This window comes from Dyadobacter sp. HNCC25DJ183, from assembly GCF_056895175.1.
Window position 1 is genome coordinate 12,437 of sequence record NZ_JBXHAP010000012.1, and the last position, 19,062, is coordinate 31,498.

General features: G+C 45.7%; 15 protein-coding genes. 7 read left to right on the plus strand and 8 right to left on the minus strand.

Going from position 1 to position 19,062, the window contains the following annotated elements; translation table 11 throughout:
- The first annotated feature begins 86 nt into the window (after positions 1-86).
- Positions 87-707, plus strand: a complete 621-nt coding sequence (locus AC1XTG_RS25295; RefSeq protein ID WP_056291829.1) for a DinB family protein — start codon at positions 87-89, stop codon at positions 705-707.
- A 3-nt stretch (positions 708-710) separates the two neighbouring features.
- Here AC1XTG_RS25295 and AC1XTG_RS25300 read toward each other — a convergent pair whose 3' ends face one another.
- The gene (locus AC1XTG_RS25300) at positions 711-1,526 is read right to left on the minus strand and encodes a metallophosphoesterase family protein (protein WP_484843859.1); all 816 of its coding nucleotides are present in this window, start codon (positions 1,524-1,526) and stop codon (positions 711-713) included.
- Positions 1,527-1,637: 111 nt separating this feature from the next.
- Here AC1XTG_RS25300 and AC1XTG_RS25305 point away from each other — a divergent pair, with 111 nt between their 5' ends.
- Positions 1,638-2,096 carry a regulatory protein RecX gene (locus AC1XTG_RS25305; RefSeq protein ID WP_484843860.1) on the plus strand — a complete coding sequence of 153 codons (459 nt, stop codon included), beginning with the start codon at positions 1,638-1,640 and terminating at the stop codon, positions 2,094-2,096.
- Between the two features lie 6 nt (positions 2,097-2,102).
- Here AC1XTG_RS25305 and AC1XTG_RS25310 read toward each other — a convergent pair whose 3' ends face one another.
- The gene (locus AC1XTG_RS25310; RefSeq protein WP_056291821.1) at positions 2,103-3,098 is read right to left on the minus strand and encodes a ribonucleoside-diphosphate reductase small subunit; all 996 of its coding nucleotides are present in this window, start codon (positions 3,096-3,098) and stop codon (positions 2,103-2,105) included.
- A 245-nt stretch (positions 3,099-3,343) separates the two neighbouring features.
- Here AC1XTG_RS25310 and AC1XTG_RS25315 point away from each other — a divergent pair, with 245 nt between their 5' ends.
- A complete protein-coding gene (locus AC1XTG_RS25315; protein WP_484843861.1) occupies positions 3,344-4,228 on the plus strand; it encodes a glycosyltransferase family protein in 885 nt (294 codons plus the stop codon).
- 9 nt (positions 4,229-4,237) lie between these two features.
- Positions 4,238-5,656 carry a hypothetical protein gene (locus AC1XTG_RS25320; RefSeq protein WP_484843862.1) on the plus strand — a complete coding sequence of 473 codons (1,419 nt, stop codon included), beginning with the start codon at positions 4,238-4,240 and terminating at the stop codon, positions 5,654-5,656.
- 2 nt (positions 5,657-5,658) lie between these two features.
- Here the strand turns inward: AC1XTG_RS25320 and corA are convergent, their stop codons facing one another.
- Complete coding sequence (gene corA, locus AC1XTG_RS25325; protein ID WP_056291813.1) at positions 5,659-6,603, minus strand: magnesium/cobalt transporter CorA; 945 nt, start codon at positions 6,601-6,603, stop codon at positions 5,659-5,661.
- Between the two features lie 166 nt (positions 6,604-6,769).
- Here corA and AC1XTG_RS25330 point away from each other — a divergent pair, with 166 nt between their 5' ends.
- Positions 6,770-7,957: an MFS transporter gene (locus AC1XTG_RS25330; RefSeq protein ID WP_484843863.1), complete on the plus strand. Its 1,188-nt coding sequence runs from the start codon at positions 6,770-6,772 to the stop codon at positions 7,955-7,957.
- Complete coding sequence (locus tag AC1XTG_RS25335) at positions 7,947-8,552, plus strand: IMPACT family protein (protein ID WP_056291807.1); 606 nt, start codon at positions 7,947-7,949, stop codon at positions 8,550-8,552. The genes AC1XTG_RS25330 and AC1XTG_RS25335 overlap by 11 nt, the downstream gene beginning before the upstream one ends.
- Before the next feature lies 1 nt (position 8,553).
- On the opposite strand, the gene AC1XTG_RS25340 is transcribed toward AC1XTG_RS25335, so the two are convergent.
- From AC1XTG_RS25340 to AC1XTG_RS25350, 3 genes are all read right to left on the minus strand, one after another.
- Positions 8,554-8,718, minus strand: coding sequence for a hypothetical protein (locus tag AC1XTG_RS25340; RefSeq protein ID WP_200942872.1), 165 nt, complete (start codon positions 8,716-8,718; stop codon positions 8,554-8,556).
- A 102-nt stretch (positions 8,719-8,820) separates the two neighbouring features.
- Complete coding sequence (locus AC1XTG_RS25345; RefSeq protein WP_056291803.1) at positions 8,821-10,584, minus strand: RagB/SusD family nutrient uptake outer membrane protein; 1,764 nt, start codon at positions 10,582-10,584, stop codon at positions 8,821-8,823.
- A 36-nt stretch (positions 10,585-10,620) separates the two neighbouring features.
- Complete coding sequence (locus tag AC1XTG_RS25350) at positions 10,621-13,881, minus strand: SusC/RagA family TonB-linked outer membrane protein (RefSeq protein WP_484843864.1); 3,261 nt, start codon at positions 13,879-13,881, stop codon at positions 10,621-10,623.
- 329 nt (positions 13,882-14,210) lie between these two features.
- On the opposite strand from AC1XTG_RS25350, the gene uvrA reads away from it, so the two are divergent.
- Positions 14,211-17,063 carry an excinuclease ABC subunit UvrA gene (gene uvrA, locus AC1XTG_RS25355; RefSeq protein WP_484843865.1) on the plus strand — a complete coding sequence of 951 codons (2,853 nt, stop codon included), beginning with the start codon at positions 14,211-14,213 and terminating at the stop codon, positions 17,061-17,063.
- Here the strand turns inward: uvrA and AC1XTG_RS25360 are convergent, their stop codons facing one another.
- Together AC1XTG_RS25360 and AC1XTG_RS25365 are read right to left on the minus strand one after the other, a co-directional pair.
- Positions 17,064-17,798, minus strand: a complete 735-nt coding sequence (locus AC1XTG_RS25360; RefSeq protein ID WP_484843866.1) for a LytR/AlgR family response regulator transcription factor — start codon at positions 17,796-17,798, stop codon at positions 17,064-17,066.
- Positions 17,795-18,865: a sensor histidine kinase gene (locus AC1XTG_RS25365; protein ID WP_484843867.1), complete on the minus strand. Its 1,071-nt coding sequence runs from the start codon at positions 18,863-18,865 to the stop codon at positions 17,795-17,797. The genes AC1XTG_RS25360 and AC1XTG_RS25365 overlap by 4 nt, the downstream gene beginning before the upstream one ends.
- Positions 18,866-19,062 lie beyond the last annotated feature (197 nt).

Below are 19,062 nucleotides of genomic sequence, written 5' to 3' on the forward strand. Positions count from 1 at the left end.
AAGACGACCGCTACCGATAGGTCAATCTCCAAGTAAGCGAATGTGCGAATTACTACCTTGATAGCTTTCGAAACGAGAAGCAAGCTATGAAACATATCTTAATTGTACTTACGCTGTTGTTAAGCGGAACATCATTTGCTCAAACCAAAAGCCCAATCTGGACGGAGCAGGAGCGGCAAATTTTGTTGGAAGGGTTACAGTCTTCGCAAAATGACCTTCTTAGTGAGGTAAATGGCTTAACCAAGAAACAAATCCGTTTCAAGCCCGACAGTGTAGGTTGGTCTGTTGCGGAAATCATAGAGCATTTGGCTATCTATGATGAGTTGCTTTACTGGGATTTGTTGAACAAACAATATTCACCAGAAATGCCTGAGTGGGTTGATAAGGTGAAAGGTCTTGATTCGGTGATGACAGCGTATACCGACGATCCGATCAAGTTGAAGGCTCCGTTTATCGCTCAGCCCCTAGGTCGTTTTGAAAATGAAAGAGATCTGATAGCCTATTTCAATCGTTTTCGAAATGAATTGATCGCGCTTATCAGAGAAACCAAAACTGATTTTAGATTACATTTTGTTTTTCGTTCAAAAGATGCAGGAGTGTGGCGGGTTAGGGATCTGCAACAATATACATTACTCTGGATTGCGCATACGCAGCGGCATACCAATCAGATTAAGAGCGTAAAGGCGCATCAGAACTATCCCAAATAGAACTTAGCTTTTCCCCGAAAACGTATTCAAAACCGGCGCAGCCGTAGGGTTATATTGGTACGATTGCCAGGTGTGATCTTCATAAATTTCCACGACGCGGTAGCCTTTGTAAGCTGTTCCCCAGTTGCCGCCGAAGTGGGCATCGAAGAAATAGGGTTTTTTGCCGTATTGTTTTGTGCTGTCCTGGTCGTGGTCGTGGCCGTTGAAAATGGCTTTTACGTTGGGGGTATTTTCAAAAAGGTCGATTACTTCCTTGCATTCAATTCCATTCACGGTCCATTTGGCCGGGGTAATGTGCAGGAAGACGAAAATGCCCTTCTTTTCTTTGTATTTGGCAAGTTCCGTCCTTAGCCAGGCAGCGTCGGGACAAACGTATTCACCCTTTTCGTTGGAAGTATCACCTACCACAAATGCGTATTCGCCTTTGGCAAAACTGTGATTGGTAGGGTAGCCCCAGGTGCTTTCCCAAACATCGAGTCCTACTTTATCGTGGTTACCGCGACTCACAAAAAAAGGTACACTAAGCCCGGAAATGGCTTTTTTGAAGTCGTATAACAATGTCGGCTCGTCGTGGATCAGGTCGCCGTTGATAAAAAGAAAATCAACACCTTTCTGCATTTTTTCCCGGTTTATCCAGCTGATCAGGTCACTGTGGAATTTCTGAAATTCAGTGTTTGGCTGACCGTAATGCCCGTCAGAAGCGACGATAAACCGCATTGCAATTCTCGCTTTTGGAGCGGCGTTCAAACTATTAGAAAAGAATGGGAGCGTGGAAACAGCAGGTACAAGTTTCAGAAATGACCGTCGTTCGAGATTCATTGGTAGCCGGGTTTAATAAGTAGGTCGGGGTGTTATTAGTTTCAAAAATAGTTATTGATCGGAGATATTTTCTTTATTCTTGCATTGCATTAACAATAATTAATATTCACGATGGACCGCCTTATTCTCCAAAAAGCAGCTTCCTATTGCGCCTATCAGGAGCGGACGCAGGATGAAGTGCGCCAGCGGCTGCGAAAATGGAATGTGTGGGGCGACGAAGCCGATGAGATCATCGCAGAACTGATTTCACAAAACTACCTCAGCGAGGAGCGTTTCGCCAAGACTTTTGCTGGGGGTAAGTTTCGCGTGAAAAACTGGGGCAGGATCAAGATCAAACAAGAATTGCAGCGCCGCGGAATCAGTAAGTACAGCCTCGATCAGGGAATGGCGGAGATCAAGGATGAAAGTTACCTGGCAACTTTAAAACAGCTTCTTGAAAAGAAAAAGACTTTACTGGAAAGAACCGAATCAAATCCGTTGGTCCTGAAACAAAAATTGGCCAGATATGCTCTGGCCAAAGGGTATGAGGGAGAATTGGTCTGGAAAGAAATAGAGGCTTTGTCAGCATGACAAACCTTAGAAGTCCGAATCGAACGAAATTCTGTGACCTGAATCTTTGTCTTTCACGCCGCTCATTACGCCGGCTTTCTGATATTCTCCTACGCGTTTTTCGAAGAAGTTAGTCTTACCAGGAAGTGAGATCAACTCCATGAAATCGAATGGGTTAGCCGAACCGAATTGCTTTTCGCAGCCCAGTCTTTCAAGCCAGAAGTCGGCGATGTATTCAATATATTGTTTCATCAGATCAGCATTCATTCCGATCAGGGAAACTGGTAACGCTTCGGTAATGAATTCTTTTTCAATCTCCACCGCGTCCAGCATGATTTCGATTACTCTTGCGGGATCGAGCTGGTTGACGATGTGTCTTGTGTAAAGGAGACAAGCAAACTCACAGTGCAGACCTTCGTCTCTGGAAATCAATTCATTGGAGAAAGAAAGTCCGGGCATTAAGCCACGCTTTTTCAGCCAGAAAATAGAGCAGAATGAGCCTGAGAAGAAGATACCTTCTACTGCTGCAAATGCAATGATTCTTTCCGCGAAAACCGGACTATTGATCCATTTCAACGCCCATTCTGCTTTTTTGCCTACGCAAGGAACAGTTTCAATTGCGCGCAAAAGGCGGTCTTTTTCAACTGCATCTTTAATATAAGTATCAATCAGCAGCGAGTAAGTTTCGGAGTGGATGTTTTCCATTGCAATCTGGAAACCATAGAAACACTTCGCCTCCGCATATTGGACTTCACTGAGGAAATTAACTGCAAGGTTCTCATTTACAATGCCGTCTGAGGCTGCAAAGAATGCAAGTACGTGCGAAATGAAGTGGCGTTCCCCATCGTTAAGATTTTCCCAGTCCTTCATATCCTGCCCCAGATCAATCTCCTCGGCAGTCCAGAATGAAGCCTCATGTCTTTTGTACATTTCCCAGATATCGGAATGTTTAATAGGAAATAAAACAAACCGCAATGGATCTTCTATCAGCAGGGGCTCCTGACGCGCAAGTTCTTGTGACATAATTAGTTTGAGTATATACGGGGATAAATTTTGAACAACCCGCTGTGTGTCGCTGGCCAGAGATAGCAGCAGCCGGGATTAACAAATCTACATGCTTTGGCCCGAAAACTCAAGGACGGACAAGTCAAATGGATAGACTTATTTCTCACTATACTTGCCGGGAATGACTTAACTTTGCCTTTTTCAATACCTTAATTGTCGGTAGAAAAGCTGCGGATCGTTAGTCAATTTAAACCTATATACTGTTGAAAATTTCCGGATTTACCATCATCAGAAACGCGGTTATTAACGATTATCCTATCGTCGAGGCAATCATTTCTATTCTTCCGGTTGTCGACGAAATGCTTGTGAGTGTTGGAGTTAGTGAAGACGGTACACTGGATTTAATTAAGTCCATTCCCTCTGGTAAGATCCGTATTGTTGAATCAGAGTGGGATATGTCGCTGCGTGCTGGTGGAAAAGTGCTGGCTGTTGAAACAGACAAAGCTCTGCAGCAGATTTCGCCCGATAGTGACTGGGCATTTTACATTCAGGGCGATGAGGTGGTGCACGAGAAGTACCATCCGGCCATTCTTGAATCCTGCAAAAAATATGTAAACAGTCCGGAAGTGGAAGGGTTAGTTTTTGACTATCTTCACTTTTACGGGACTTATGATTATGTGGGCGACAGCCGAAAATGGTACCGCCGTGAAATACGCATTATAAGGAATGAAAAACAGCCGAAAGAAACGCCCATCACTGCATTCAGGGACGCGCAGGGTTTTAGGCGTGGCAGAACGAAGTTGAATGTAAAGCATTCCGGCGCCGCCGTATATCATTATGGGTGGGTGAAAAGTCCGGTCCAGATGAAGACTAAAATGAAGAATGTAAGTCGCTTCTGGAATGAGGATAATGAATGGGAAAAGATCCTGCAATCGGAGGATTTTTTCAATTATGAGGAATTTGATTCTATCCGCGTATTCGACGGAACACACCCAGCTGTGATGCGGAAACGCATTGAAAGTCAGACCTGGAAAGTGGATCTGGATATATCAAAAAAGAAATTCCGGCTGAAAGACGCGCTTTTGTACTGGTACGAGAAAAGGACAGGCCGCCGGTTATTTGAGTTTCGCAATTACAGGTTTTTGTGAACTATCTAAATGCTGGAAATATCAAGAGGCAAACTATTTGCTATCCTATCGTTTTTTGTTGCACTCACTTTGCTATCCTACTTTCATCGGTACCCTACCGGCGACGATGCCTGGTTTGGGGAACAGTCCTATTGGCTTGAAAGGGAAGGCGTAATCCGGTCGGAATATTTCAGGGGCTTATTGGGATGGGAAAAGCAAATTCTGGTCAGTCACAAATTCTTCCTCCTTTTTGGCTCGGTACTGATAAAGTTCTTTGGCCACCATTTACCTGTACTGCAGTTCACCGGATTGATCTTCTTCTGCATTGTACTTGCTGAGCTGGTTTATTACGTCAGGATCAGGGAGCAAAGCCTCCGGACCTGGTACCTGCCTGCAGTGTTGATTCTCATATTTGCCAACAGGTTATTGATAAAAATGAGCTTTGAGAACCGCCCCGAAATGATGCTGGCCGCACTTGGCTTTGGCTCATTTTTGTTGATTCAAGGTAAGCAGAGACCAGTTTTACGAAATATGTTAGCAGGTATCTTCGCCGCAATGGCTTTTTTGTGTCACCTGAATGGGATCATTTTTCTCATCGCAGGCTTTGTAACACTCATTAATTCCAAACAATACAAATCAGCCTTCGTATTCACGATTTCCGGTGGCATTGTGGCATGTCTGTACTGGCTGGATGTAGCTTTGGCAAACAATGGTTTTTCGATCTGGAGTTATCAGTTTAGCGGAGATCCTGCAACTCAGGATGCGCTCGGCTTATCCTCTAAGTTGTTACAGCTGGCAACATATCCGCGGCTTTTCTTCCATTCACCCGAACAGATTTCAATTTCGTTACTGTTTGCATTTCTGCTTTGGAAGCAATGGGGGTTCGTGTCACAACTGCCGGTAATGCTAAGAGTCTACTCGCTCACGCTTTTCTTTTCGTTTTGGCTGATTACCAAAGCAAATGGAGCTCTTTATCTGGTACTTTTCATACCGTTCATGTTGGTACTGATTTACGAACTGTATAAACTTCGCCCGTTCTCAAGTCCGGCATTGAAGTTGATTATGGTTGCGTATTTTCTGATCAGTGTGTTTGGAATGGGACAGATCATTTACCGTAATTTCACAATGGAGTACCTGCCGCTTTCTTATGAAAAGCTCAGGCCGCACATTGAAGATCAGTATGTTGGATTCGTTCCGTTAACATTCTTCTTCAATGAGTATGAGGAATATCCCCGCTTGTTGACGCACGAAAATTACAAGCTTCAATCGAAGAAGAAGGGAATGACGACGCTCAAAATGGCCAGGTGGGCGTATAAAAATGGTGCAAACTTTATTGTAATGGACTATAAATTCCGACCTGAACCTTACTATCCTGCCGCAGGCGCAAAATCAATCCCGTTTTACAAACTATCCTTTTTTGACGGCAGATTTGCCATTTATAAGAAATAGCATCAAATCCACCTCTTCCGCCTGAAAAACCAAAGTACAATCGCGGAGGAAAAGACCATTAACAAGAGCGAAACCCAGAAGCCCCAGGGTTCGCCGGTAGAAGGGATATGGTTATAATTCATTCCAAAAATCCCTGCAATGAGGGTCGGCGGCATGAAAATGATCGTCACTACCGTGAATATCTTGATAACCTGGCTTTGTTCAAGGTTGATCAAACCCATAAATGTGTTCTGCAGATACTCGAGCCGCTCGAAATTGAAGGTAGTGTATTCCAGCAGTGAATTGATGTCTTTCAGGATAATGCGCAAATGTTCTTTACGGTCCTCAGGGAAATATTGGCTCCGTAAAATCCCGGATAAAACGCGTTGTTTGTCGATACTTGTCTCGCGGAGCATCATTGTGATTTCCTGCAAGCCGCTGATCCGGATCAGTACTTCCTGACGTGCTTTTTGTTCGTGGGTAAGGTCTTTACTGATCGCAGAAATGTCCCTGGAAATACCTTCCAGCGAATCAGCATCTGCTTCAATGCGGGTTTCCAGCAACAAAAGCATAAAGTCTACGCCGCCCTGAATACTCTCGGGGCTCACCTTCATTTTCTTCACTGTATCCGCAAACGTTTTTGAGTCGCCGCGGCGGTATGTAAACAGTACATTCTGGTGCAGTAGAAAGGACACAGGATAAGTCTCATACCCTTCCCGGTCGATTTTCAGGAAGTTAGAGTTGGCATTAATGGTCTCATTTTGTTCAAAAAACCGTGAGCTGCTTTCAATCTCAACGATTTCCTGGGGGGTCTGGAAGCTGATATTGCATTTACTCTCAACCCATTCCTCTTCCTCGGCAGAAGGGGACTGTAAGTCCACCCAAATCAGGTTCTTCACTTTGCCAAGTTCGCGAAAATCATTTTCGCGTTTAATCAAACGTCCCTCTTTATAGAATATGCGTACCATGTTTTAAAGTTGGGAAAAAAGAATGTCCCGCGAAAGACGATGCAGATTTTTCCGCAGGAAAGATGAGGTGGTTAGTTGGGGTAACGCGGAATTACTGTGCTTAACCTGCCACCCAAGTCTTAGTAAGCGTTCAATATTCTTCCAGGCAAAATTGTACCTTTGCCGAATGCAAAGTACCGCAACAAAGAGCATCTTCACTACGCAGTTCTGGCTGCTGGGCCTCAGTTCCTTTCTCTTTTCTTCCAGCTTTAACATGCTCATACCCGAGTTACCGGGATATCTTTCTCAAATGGGCGGTGCGGATTATAAAGGCGCAATCATCGGTTTATTTACATTGACGGCAGGTTTGTCAAGACCCTTCAGCGGGCGTCTTACTGACCGTGTCGGCAGGGTGCCAGTTATGGCATTTGGCTCGCTGGTTTGCTTTGTATGCGGACTGCTATATCCCGTATTTACAACCGTAATGCCGTTTTTACTGCTCCGGCTCGTGCATGGTTTCTCTACGGGCTTCAAGCCAACCGGGACCGCCGCATACGTAGCGGACATCGTTCCTGCAAACCGCCGGGGCGAGGCAATGGGTATCCATGGCATGTGCATGGGAGTCGGATCGGCTTTCGGGCCTGCTGTGGGAAGTATGATCAGTCAGTCGTTTTCGTTGAATGGGTTGTTTTATACCTCCTCTGTTTTCGCATTGCTGTCGATCGCGATTCTGATGAATATGAAGGAAACGCTGGCCGAAAAACAGCCGCTTTCCAGGGACGCATTCAAGCTGAGCTGGCGTGATATCTTTGAACCTGACGTATTCAGTCCGGCACTGATCACCTTCCTTTGCTACTTTGGATTTGGCGCAGTAGCGACCATTACACCCGATTTTAGCGAGCATCTCGGTCTGCAGAACAAAGGATACTACTTTATGGTATTTACAATTTCGTCCATTCTTGTCCGCATTTTTGCTGGTCAAATCTCTGATCAGCACGGTCGCATGCCGGTCACTATTGTCGGCGCAGCTATATTGATCGTGTCCATGATAATTACAGGTTACGCAGATACTGCCCTTCTGTTTTTAGCAGGCGGAGCTGTTTTCGGGATATCAATGGGCATTTTATCTCCGGTACTTTCAGCGTGGACAGTCGACTTGAGTGGAGATCATAACCGCGGCCGATCCATCGCAACTATGTACATTTGCCTGGAAGCCGGCATTGGTATCGGCGCATTTCTTTCTGCGGCTCTGTTTGCTAATAAGTCAAAGAATTTACCTCTTGTATTTTTCTCAATGGCCGGATTTGCTGCTGCGGGACTGATCTACACTATATTCATTTATCAGCAGAAAAAACGCAAAAGCCGTGTTATTTGACGATACTTTTCAAACAATTGCTGCACCAGCCGATGGATTTTTCAAGGATAAGGGAAGCAAATTTCACGGTTATGCATTCCCGATCTCAGGCGACGCAGATGCCAGGCAGCATTTAGGAGAGCTCAGGGAGCTGCATCCCAAAGCAGTGCATCATTGTTACGCCTATCGGTTGGGTACGGATAAAATGAGTTACCGCATGAGCGATGATGGGGAGCCTTCGGGTACCGCGGCCCGGCCTATCCTAAATACATTGTATTCACGAAACGTAACCAATGTGCTGCTAGTTGTTGTCCGGTATTTTGGCGGGACACTCCTGGGAGTTCCGGGTTTGATCAATGCCTACAAAGCCACGGCTGAGGATACATTAGATGCAGCAGATGTGGTAACCAGGCATTTTGTAAACAGGTATGAAATTGCATTTTCCTACCCGCAAATGAATGAAGTAATGCGGATAGTAAAAGAAATGGAGCTCCCTGTATTAAGCCAGCAGTTCGAGATGCATTGCGCCATGAAGGTGGAAGTGCGGGTGTCTGCAACGGAACTATTCGTCACAAGATGCCAGAAGATCGAAGGTCTAACTCTTACATTACAGTAGATTAGTTGTTGTCTTTCAGCATTTTAATAAAATCATCCTCGTAGTCTTTCATTGCTTTCAAGAGCTCTTTCAGTTCTTTTTCCTCAGGGCTTCCCTTTTTCGCCCCAAAAATTTCATCAGCGCGTTCCGACGCTTTCTCGTAATCACTTTCGTTCTTGATAATCATTATTTGCCTGGTCTAATTGAGATAAAGATATTCATAATGCCTGAAACGCAAAAGACCTGCCGAAGCAGGTCCTTGCGTTAGTTTGGTTAAAAATGCAGATTATCAATATCCCGGATTCTGAACCAGAACGGGTTGTCCATTCAGCTGGCTGTTCAGGATCTCGTCCTGAGGCAATGGATAGTAAAGGTTTTTGGAAGTAAATGTTTTTCCGGCCATATAACCTCTTTTGCTGAAAGTACGTCCGGAAGGCTCTTTCCCTGGAACTGCTTCTTCGGCAGCATATTTGTTCAATACTTTCTCGGCGATACCCCATCTTACCAGATCAAAGAAGCGGTGACCTTCCATTGCAAATTCAAGTCTCTGCTCCATGCGAACTGCATTTCTTGCAAAATCAGCACCTCTGCTTGCAAATGTACCTGCTGGGTAAGGCTCTACTTTGTAAGTCACGCTCGCATCCTGTACAGAGCCGGTTTTAGCGCGCAGGCGGATTTGGTTTACATAACCCTCAGCCGCAGCCAGGTTGCCAAGCTCCACTTCGCATTCTGCCAGCCAGAGCAGCACGTGCGACAATTTGATCAGGCGGAAGTTGTTGTTAACATTCCGCTTGCTGGTCGAGTGCGTGGTGCTGTTTTCTTCTGCCAGATAGTACATCCATTTTTTTCCGGTAAATGGACCTGCATAGGTCTGGTCACGGATCCAGGAAGAACCCGGCATTGGGCCCCAGTCAAGGAAGTTAACGCCGCGGCGGCCAACAGTCCAGTCAAGACGAGGATCAACCGGGATGGTTTTGTCCAATGTAAATGCAGCAGAAGCAGCGATTCCCTGGTCGTTTGGAAGGTCCACTTTGTTGTAAGTATCCAGCGATCCGTCGGCTGCGTTGCCGATCATCGGAAGTCCATTTTCAGTTTTAAATGCATTTACCAGGTTGTGAGAAGGCTGATAAAATCCACAGCAGCCTCTACCAGGAGCATTTGCCGAGTAAGGCCAGTTCAGGTTATCACCGGCGTTACCGTTGTTTCCGTTAGTACCGTCATTTACTGAAAATTGTACTTCGAAAATTGACTCGCTGTTGTTATTACCTGTTGTTCTGTAATTGTCGTGATAATTGGCAACCAGCTTTTTACCTGAGTTTTTAACCACATCTTCGAGCAAAGTTTTTGCCGCAGCCCATTTTTTCTGGAACAGCAATACTTTGGCAAGGTGCGATTTCGCTGCCCACTGGGTAGCTCTTCCTTTTTGCGCCTGAGTCGCGGGTAAGTTGTCCGCAGCGAACTGGAAGTCAGCTTCGATTTTAGGCCAGATATCATCCTTGTTGGGGATTTTGGTGGAATTCGGGTCCGCGGCTACATAAATGGTCTCATCGATGTAAGGTACCATATTCCACATTTTCTTGGCCTCAAAATGGTAGAAGCCTCTCAAAAAGCGCGCTTCTGCGATTACCTGATTCTTTTCAGCATCAGTCATATCTTTTACCAATTCTCCATTGACCACCTGAATCACTTCGTTGCAACGGGCAACTCCATCATACTGGTGCCACCATTTTCCAAGGAAATAGGTGTTGTCAGAAAGCCAGTTGTATTGTTCAATGAAAGACTGCTCAGGCTGGTCACCCGCATCAGTTCCTTTCACCGCATCGTCACTCGCGATACCGCCGAAAACGTAGTTCGAAATGGTTGACTGGCGGCCGGTGTTACCTGAACCCACGCCGTCGAGCAGAGAATAGGCGCCGATCAGCAATGCATTTACTCCGTTTTTATTGCTCAATTGCTCGCGTGACGCTCTTCCCTGTGGTTTTAGGTCAAAAAAGCTGTCGGAGCAGGAGAAGCTGAGTCCGACGAGGAGTACTAATAATGTTATTTTTTTCATCGTATTATCTATAATAATTTGATTGTCACGAGATTTTTAGAAACCAAACCGAACACCTACCAGGTACGATTTTGAAACCGGGTATGCACCTTCATCCACACCCATGTGCGTGTCCTGGTTATCGTTACCTGATCTTCTCAGGTTGATATCAGGATCAAGTCCGGTGTATTTGGTGAATGTGAACAAGTTCTGTCCCTGCAGATACACCTGCGCCGAGTTAAGTTTGATTTTCTTCAGGAACGCGGAAGGTACTGTGTAGGTAAGCTGGATGTTCTTAATCCGGAAGTAAGAGCCGTCTTCAAGGAAGTAAGAGGAAACCTGCTGGCTAGTAGCATCACCTGAATTAAGGCGTGGCAGCTTCGCATTGTCACCTGGTTTTTTCCACGAGTTATAAAGCATATCCTTTGATCTGTTACCCTGGAACACATTGAAATCAGTCCAGTATCTCACGTAATTAAATATCTCGTTGCCGTAAACACCCTGTCCAAATACAGTCAGGTCAAAAGCTTTGTAACCTACATTCAGGTTAACACCGTAGTTGAAATCAGGGTGTGGGCTCCCGATGATGGTTCTGTCAGCAGCAGTAATGATACCGTCGCCATTTACATCCCTGAATTTAAATACACCTTCACGAGTATACGAACCGAATTTTGGAGCTGCATCTGCTTCCGCCTGATCTTTGATCACACCATCCACGAAGTATCCATAGTAACTCGCGATAGGGTAGCCCGCTTTCGTTGCAGACATTGCCGGAAGGCGCGTTGTGAAACCGAAAATGGTAGAGTTAGGGTTGTCATTCAATTTGATCACTTCGTTTTTATAGTGACCAAAGTTTACGCCTACTGCGTAGTAGAAATCATCTTTGCGGTCGCGGAAGTTAACCCCGATATCAAATCCTCTGTTACGTACCTCACCAATGTTGGTATAAGGAATGGTTCCTGTTCCGGCTGTTCTCGGAATGGCGATCTGGGTAAGCATATCCGATGTTACGCGGTTGTACAAGTCAAGCACTACTTCCATCTTGTTGTTCAGCAATACCGCATCAAGACCAATGTTGGTAGAGGTATTGGTTTCCCATTTACCATTTTGGTTACCAAACTGCACCAGGTCAAAACCACCTACGATAGAAGTTCCGGTACCATTGATATCGTAAGCATTGTTCTGAGGATCAGGTGCGTACAAAGTGTATGCATTCGATACGTTCGGGATCAGCTGGTTACCTGTTTTACCCCAGCCAAAACGAACTTTCAAATCATCCAGAACTTTCTTGGTCGGCTTCATGAAACCTAGTTCCGTCATACGCAGACCCAGCGAGAATGCAGGGAAGATACCGTAGCGATTTGCTTCCGAAAAGCGCGATGAACCGTCACGACGCAATGTGAAATCAGCAAGGAAAAGATCTTTGAAACCGTAGTTGATCTTGCCAAACTGAGAGAAAAGGGCGGTACGTGTAGCGCCTGCGCCTGCATTGGCCAAACCGGCAGCCGAACCTGCATCCAGGTAACGGTAGTCAAGATCGTCAAATGCAAAACCGCTTCTGCTAGCCTGGAATCCCGCTGCGTATGTTTTTACAGCTTCTGTCCCTACCAGCACGTTCAGGTTGTGCGAGCCAATAATTTTAGCATAATTCAATGTATTGAACCAGGTAATGGAGCGATCAAGGTTATTGATCACGTTCATGCTGTTTGCATTTCTCGCCTCAGCTGCTTCAATGTCACGGTGAAAATACTCAGAACGGTTGGATTGGTTGTATTCCAGACCAAAGCTCGTGCGGGCTACCAATCCCGGAAGGATGTCCACCTGTGCAAACATGTTTCCGAACACGTGGGTACCTCTTGTAATGTTATCTTTTTCACGGTACAAACGAGCGAGCGGGTTTGGCGCATTACCCAGGTTACTACCGCGGCTTCCTGCAAAACCATTGTAAGCAGAGGTATTTGTACCGCCGAGTTCAGCAGGACCGCCTGTGATATCAAATACAGGGATGATCGGGTGTACACGGATCGCGAACATGATCGGGTTACCTTCGTCATTGTTTGTGATTCCCTGTCTTTCGTCATAAGAGAATGTAAGGTTTTCTCCCACAGTGACTTTTCCTTTCGTGAACTCGGTATTGGCACGAACCGAATAGCGTTTGTAGTTAGTATATCTTAGGATACCATTTTGCTTGAAGTAATTGGCCGAGATCGCATACTTGGCTGTTTGCGAACCACCCGAGGCACCGATCTGGTAATTGGAAATGGGCGCCGGGTCAAAAATAACATCCTGCCAGTCAGTACCTTCCTTGTTTGCCTTGGTAATGTTAAATGCTGTTTTACCCAGGTTCGGGTCAGCAATATCATTGGTATAGGTATAGTTGGAAGGCAGTTCTCCGTAAACATTCGGGTAAATGTAATCGGCGATCGTCTGGTTTCCATTCTCGTCAAACTTATACTGTACAGAAGGAGAAGTGGCAGAAGGGTTTTTACCTGCGCCAAGATCTGCCTGATACAGATACTCACCCAACTCTTTGGTATTCAGCAGATCAAGCATTTTGCCTGGCCGCTGTGTACCTGTGTAAAAATCAAATGTAATGTTCGGTGCACCTGGCTTGCCTTTTTTGGTTGTAATAATCACAACCCCGTTCGCAGCACGAGCACCATAGATAGAAGCAGCAGAAGCATCCTTCAACACTTGCATGGACTCAATATCGTTCGGGTTGATCTGATTAAGCGTTCCCTGCGTAGGTACTCCGTCAATTACATACAGCGGACTGTTGTTGTTGATAGAACCGAAACCTCGGATACGAACCATTGTTCCACCGCCCGGTGAGTTATCATTACCAACTGTAACCCCGGCCGCGCGGCCCTGCAGCATTTGCGTAACGCTGGCACTTGGCACTGCGGTTAGTTCTTTGGGGTTGATAACGGTAACCGCGCCGGTGATATCCTGCTTCCGCTGAGATGCGTAACCGGTTACAACAACCTCGGTCAGACTTTTAATATCATCGGAGAGTTTTATGTCGATAACAGTCTTTGAACCTACTGTAATTTCTTGTTTGATATACCCGATTGAAGAAAAAACAAGGACTGAATTGGCTGATTTTGCGTCGATAGCATACCGCCCGTCTGCGTCAGTGACAGTCCCGGTGTTGGTACCTTGTAACTGAACATTCACGCCGGGGATACCGGCTCCGTCAACTGTAGAGGTGACTTTCCCTGTAACTTGTCTGTCTTGCCCGTAAGACGTACCACTGCTTAGCAGCGCCCATAGCAATAACGTTACGGAAGTCAGAGCGACTCGTAAATTTTGTTTCATAGAATAGGGATGTTAAAATGTTAATTATGTATTACTAATTATCAATATACTACCAAAAGTAGAAATTCAATTGACAATTCTACAACTGTTTTTGAATGAAACGGTGATAAAATATTAATATACTAATGGTGACAACTGAGGGGGATCATTGTTTCGTGCAAATTGGGAACGTTTGCATTGCAACAGAAAATCCTTTAAAACTTCAATTTGACATTGCCGGAGATTGCATCTGAATCTTATGATAATTATGCAACTGAAGGTGTAGTTTTGTGGTTAAATCAGTTAAGCTACATCAACAAAAAAATTATTCATCACCATCATCTAAGGTATTGGAACATCTGAATGCAACAGAACTTGCTGGTCAGGATCTCATTGAAGTAGAGGGCGCCCGCGAGCATAATCTTAAAAATATCGACGTTAATATTCCCCGCAACAAGCTGGTTGTGGTGACCGGGATCAGTGGCAGCGGTAAGTCTTCGCTTGCTTTTGATACCATTTATGCAGAAGGCCAGCGGCGTTATATGGAGAGTTTTTCTTCTTATGCGCGCGGTTTTATAGGTGAAATGGAGCGGCCTGACGTGGATAAGATCAGCGGTCTTTCACCCGTCATCAGCATTGAACAGAAAACAACCTCCCGCAACCCGCGGTCTACGGTGGGTACCGTTACGGAAATCTATGATTTTCTGCGACTTCTGTATGCAAGGGCAGGCGAGGCTTATTCATATGTAACCGGCAGGAGAATGATCAAGCAGTCGCAAGACCAGATCGTTAATCAGCTTTTATCGCAGTTTGTAGGTAAAAAGATCATCCTGCTTGCTCCGGTTGTAAAAGGCCGGAAGGGACATTACCGGGAACTGTTCGTGCAAATTACCCGACTAGGCTATACGAAGGTGCGGGTAGACGGCGAAGTGCTCGATATTACACCGAAAATGCAGCTTGACAGGTATAAGGTCCACGATATTGAAATCGTCATTGATCGTATCATTCCCAAGAGCGAATCGGAAGATAGCCAGTCGAGGTATAGGCTCAGCCAGTCGGTAGCGACGGCGATCAAGCAGGGAAAAGGCGCATTGATGGTTTTGGATGATAAGGGAGAAACATACTATTTCTCTCAAAACCTGATGGACCCGGAGTCGGGGATCAGCTATGATGATCCTGCACCGAATGCATTCTCATTCAATTCACCTTACGGCTGGTGCCCTACCTGCCAGGGTTTGGGAATGATCGAGGAGATTACCGAAGAGTCTATCATTCCTGATAAGTCTTTAAGCATTAGTAAAGGCGGTATTGCGCCAATGGGGGAATACAGGGAGGCCTGGATCTTCAAGCAGCTCGAAGTGCTTTTGAAGAAATACAAGATGACATTGCAGACCCCACTTGAAAAATTTCCGGAAGAGGCGATCAAGCTGGTGCTTTACGGAAGTGAGGACGCGGTGCCGGTACCTTCTAAAAAGTACCCGGGCACAGAATGGGAGACGAAATTTGACGGTATCATCAACTTCCTGAAAAGGCAGCAGGAAAGTGGTAATGATAAAATTCAGGAGTGGCTGAAAGATTTTATGTCCATTCAAACTTGTCCGGAATGCAATGGAAAGCGGCTGAAAAAAGAATCGCTCCATTTCAGGATCGACGGGAAGGATATTGCTGAACTCTCAAACAGGGATGTACGTGAGCTGGCTGATTGGCTGGTCAATCTGGAAGACAGGCTGGAAGAGCGGCAGCGGGTAATCGGACACGAGGTTTTGAAAGAGATCAGAAAACGTGTCGGATTTCTGCTGGATGTTGGACTGGATTATCTGACCCTGAACCGCGCATTGCGCACATTATCAGGCGGGGAAGCACAGCGGATCAGGCTTGCGACCCAAATTGGTACACAGCTTACCGGTGTTCTTTACATTATGGACGAACCAAGTATCGGCTTGCACCAGCGCGACAATGTAAGGTTGATCAATTCGCTGAAAAGTCTGCGTGATCTTGGAAACACGGTACTGGTAGTAGAGCATGACAAGGATATGATGCTCGCATCTGACTATATCCTTGATATTGGTCCTGGTGCGGGGCGGCATGGAGGTAATGTAGTGGGGGCGGGTTCACCTGAGGTTTTCCTGAAAAATGGGTCTCTTACCGCTGAATACCTGAGTGGCAGGGAAGCCATTGAAATACCTAAAAAGCGTAGAAAAGGATCAGGTAACTCCATTACGCTGAAAGGCTGCACCGGTCACAACCTTAAAAATGTGACAATGTCGTTTCCGCTCGGAACGATGATTTGTGTTACCGGAGTAAGCGGAAGTGGGAAGTCTTCGCTGGTTCACGAAACGCTCTTTCCATTGCTGAATGCCCATTTTTATAAATCAAGAAGAGAGCCGCTGCCTTATAAATCGGTGGAGGGTTTGGAGCATATTGACAAAGTAATAGAAGTGGATCAGTCGCCGATCGGGAGGACCCCGAGATCTAATCCGGCTACCTACACGAATTTATTTACAGATATCCGTACCCTTTTCGCCGAGCTGCCAGAATCAAAGATCCGTGGCTACAAGCCGGGACGTTTTTCATTCAATGTAAAAGGCGGTCGCTGTGAAGATTGTGAGGGTGCGGGAATGAAAAAGATTGAAATGGATTTTCTTCCAGATGTTCATATCAATTGCGAAACCTGCAAAGGCAAACGCTTTAACCGGGAAACACTGGAAGTGCGTTTCAAAGGTAAATCCATTGCCGATGTACTGGATATGACCGTGGAAACTGCATTGGAGTTTTTCGAAAATATGCCAAGATTACTCCGTAAAGTACAGACGCTCAATGATGTTGGTTTGGGTTATATCACCCTCGGCCAGCATGCAACCACATTATCTGGCGGTGAGGCACAGCGTGTGAAGTTATCGGAAGAGCTGTCAAAAAGGGATACCGGAAAAACCTTGTATATCCTTGACGAACCAACAACCGGACTCCATTTTCAGGATATCCGCCATTTGTTGAATGTTTTAAACAAACTTGTGGAAAAGGGGAATACAGTATTGATCATCGAGCATAACCTGGACGTGATCAAAGTCGCTGACCACATTATCGACGTGGGACCGGAAGGCGGCGCCAAAGGCGGGCGCATTATTGCGGAAGGTACACCCGAGAAAGTCGCGAAAGTAAAGGGGAGCTTTACAGGTTACTTCCTGCAGGAAGAGCTGAAATAGCTACATCCATTTACTCAAAAACTGATTGAAGCTCTCTTTGTACTGGTCGCTTACCGGAATGGTGATCGACCCGATTTGAATCGTATTCTTTGTTACCGCACTGATTTTGTCGAGGTTAACAATAAAGGAACGATGTACGCGCATGAACTTGGAAGCGGGAAGTTTTTCTTCCAGCGCTTTCAGGCTCGTGAGCGAAAGAATGGGCTTGGGGTCTGATTTCAGGTGGACTTTTACGTAATCTTTGAGTCCCTCCGTGTACATAATATCATCGTAGGAAATCCGCACAAGCTGGTATTCAACTTTCAAAAACAGGTATTCATCCTTGTTTTCTACGGAGCCAGCCGATGATGCCTTTTGCAAAAGGTCGGCATAAGCCTGCGCTTTTGATGCAGCACGGAGGAACTCTTCATAATTAAAGGGTTTTAGGAGATAGTCAAGTGCGTCGACCCGGAAGCCATCGAGGGCATACTGGTTGAATGCGGTTGTAAAGATGATCCTGGGGGCTCTTCCTCCTGCTTTTTCGATCACGCGGGCTAGTTCGATACCCGTGAGATCCGGCATTTGGATGTCCAGGAAAATAAGATCTATTTGCTGATTGTGGATTACCTGCAATGCTTCTACTGCACTCGAATATCTGCCTGTAAGTGACAGAAAAGGCGTTTTTTCAATAAAGGCACAAACCAATCCCAGTGCCAGCGGCTCATCGTCAACGGCGATGCATTGTAATACATTCATGCCGTTTCTAATTCCAGATGTACTTCAAACTCTTTTTCAGCTTTATTCTCGTTCACTTCCAGCTGGTACTTTCCGGGATATAGCAAATCGAGGCGGCGCTGCGTATTAGCCAAACCAATCCCGTTACTTTCATCCAGGATCGCCCTTTTGTCCGTAAACAATGTATTTTTCACTTCTACGAAAATCTTGTTGCTGTTTTGGCTGATCCGTATATCGATCCGGCTCGGCTGCACGGCACTTACTCCATGTTTGAATGCATTCTCAATGAAAGGCAGGAATAGCATCGGCGCAATGGAAACATCGTGCATCGGATTTGGCGGGTCGAGGTGTACTGTTACTTTATCAGTCAGCCTGAGTTGCATCAGCTGAATGTAATCCTGGGCGAATGCAATTTCCTGGCTCAGCAACACGGTACCGTGCTGGGTTTCGTAAAGCACGTAGCGCATCATTCTCGAAAGCTTGTGCAAAGCTTCGCGGGCTGCTTCTACGTCAATCACCGTCAAAGCGTAAATGTTATTCAGGGTATTAAAGAAAAAGTGGGGGTTAATCTGCGCTTTCAGAAACGAGAGCTCAGAATTGATCTTTTCCTTTTCGAGGTTCTGACGGTACTGCTTATCCATTTGCGCGGTGCGTACAGCAGCGATGCCGGTACTTAGCCCGATTACCATTAATGCAGTAATCATTGCGAAATTATCCAGCTTTTCAGCCCGTTTCTTTTCTCCGTTCGCTTCTCTTGCCAGCCTGAATGCACTTTCCATCTGAGTTCCAAAGCCTATATAGCTTTTCACCTGCTCCATTGTAAAGGCAATGATCAGAACCGAGATCACATTCAGGAGAATGAATTTGACGTATTTGTTTTTGGCAAGAAAGTGAGGAAACCAGAAGTAGTAGTTAATATAAAAGATAGACACAAGCAGTGTAAACAAAACTGCCTGCTTGATCCAGAATGCAATCGGAAACTGAATCTGCCAGTTGAGTGGCTGCCACATCAGAAACATGGCCAGGAACCCCCAACCTAAAAGGTGCAGGAGCAATGGCGGGTATTTTCTAGCGGCACGCGTATCCATTTTCATCATTTGGTTTATATGTCAATGATCCCGACATATAAACGCAATCTTACAGGGAAATTCTCTAATCCCCTATTTCAATCGATCAAAGCAGGACGAATACCGACTGAATCAGGTGCAGAGTCTATTAAACCGAAATGCGCAACAGTGGGGCGGGAATTGCCTGATTGCACTGATTTGTTGGGGATTAGGGGTTT

Bases quoted from the DNA above. Each gene is read 5' to 3' on its own strand.
- AC1XTG_RS25340 (WP_200942872.1), bottom strand. From the start codon at position 8,718: ATGATTATCAAGAACGAAAGTGATTACGAGAAAGCGTCGGAACGCGCT.
- AC1XTG_RS25350 (WP_484843864.1), bottom strand. From the start codon at position 13,881: ATGAAACAAAATTTACGAGTCGCTCTGACTTCCGTAACGTTATTGCTA.
- AC1XTG_RS25305 (WP_484843860.1), top strand. From the start codon at position 1,638: ATGGACCGCCTTATTCTCCAAAAAGCAGCTTCCTATTGCGCCTATCAG.
- AC1XTG_RS25310 (WP_056291821.1), bottom strand. From the start codon at position 3,098: ATGTCACAAGAACTTGCGCGTCAGGAGCCCCTGCTGATAGAAGATCCA.
- AC1XTG_RS25330 (WP_484843863.1), top strand. From the start codon at position 6,770: ATGCAAAGTACCGCAACAAAGAGCATCTTCACTACGCAGTTCTGGCTG.
- corA (WP_056291813.1), bottom strand. From the start codon at position 6,603: ATGGTACGCATATTCTATAAAGAGGGACGTTTGATTAAACGCGAAAAT.
- AC1XTG_RS25300 (WP_484843859.1), bottom strand. From the start codon at position 1,526: ATGAATCTCGAACGACGGTCATTTCTGAAACTTGTACCTGCTGTTTCC.
- AC1XTG_RS25365 (WP_484843867.1), bottom strand. From the start codon at position 18,865: ATGGATACGCGTGCCGCTAGAAAATACCCGCCATTGCTCCTGCACCTT.
- AC1XTG_RS25360 (WP_484843866.1), bottom strand. From the start codon at position 17,798: ATGAATGTATTACAATGCATCGCCGTTGACGATGAGCCGCTGGCACTG.
- AC1XTG_RS25295 (WP_056291829.1), top strand. From the start codon at position 87: ATGAAACATATCTTAATTGTACTTACGCTGTTGTTAAGCGGAACATCA.
- AC1XTG_RS25320 (WP_484843862.1), top strand. From the start codon at position 4,238: ATGCTGGAAATATCAAGAGGCAAACTATTTGCTATCCTATCGTTTTTT.
- AC1XTG_RS25345 (WP_056291803.1), bottom strand. From the start codon at position 10,584: ATGAAAAAAATAACATTATTAGTACTCCTCGTCGGACTCAGCTTCTCC.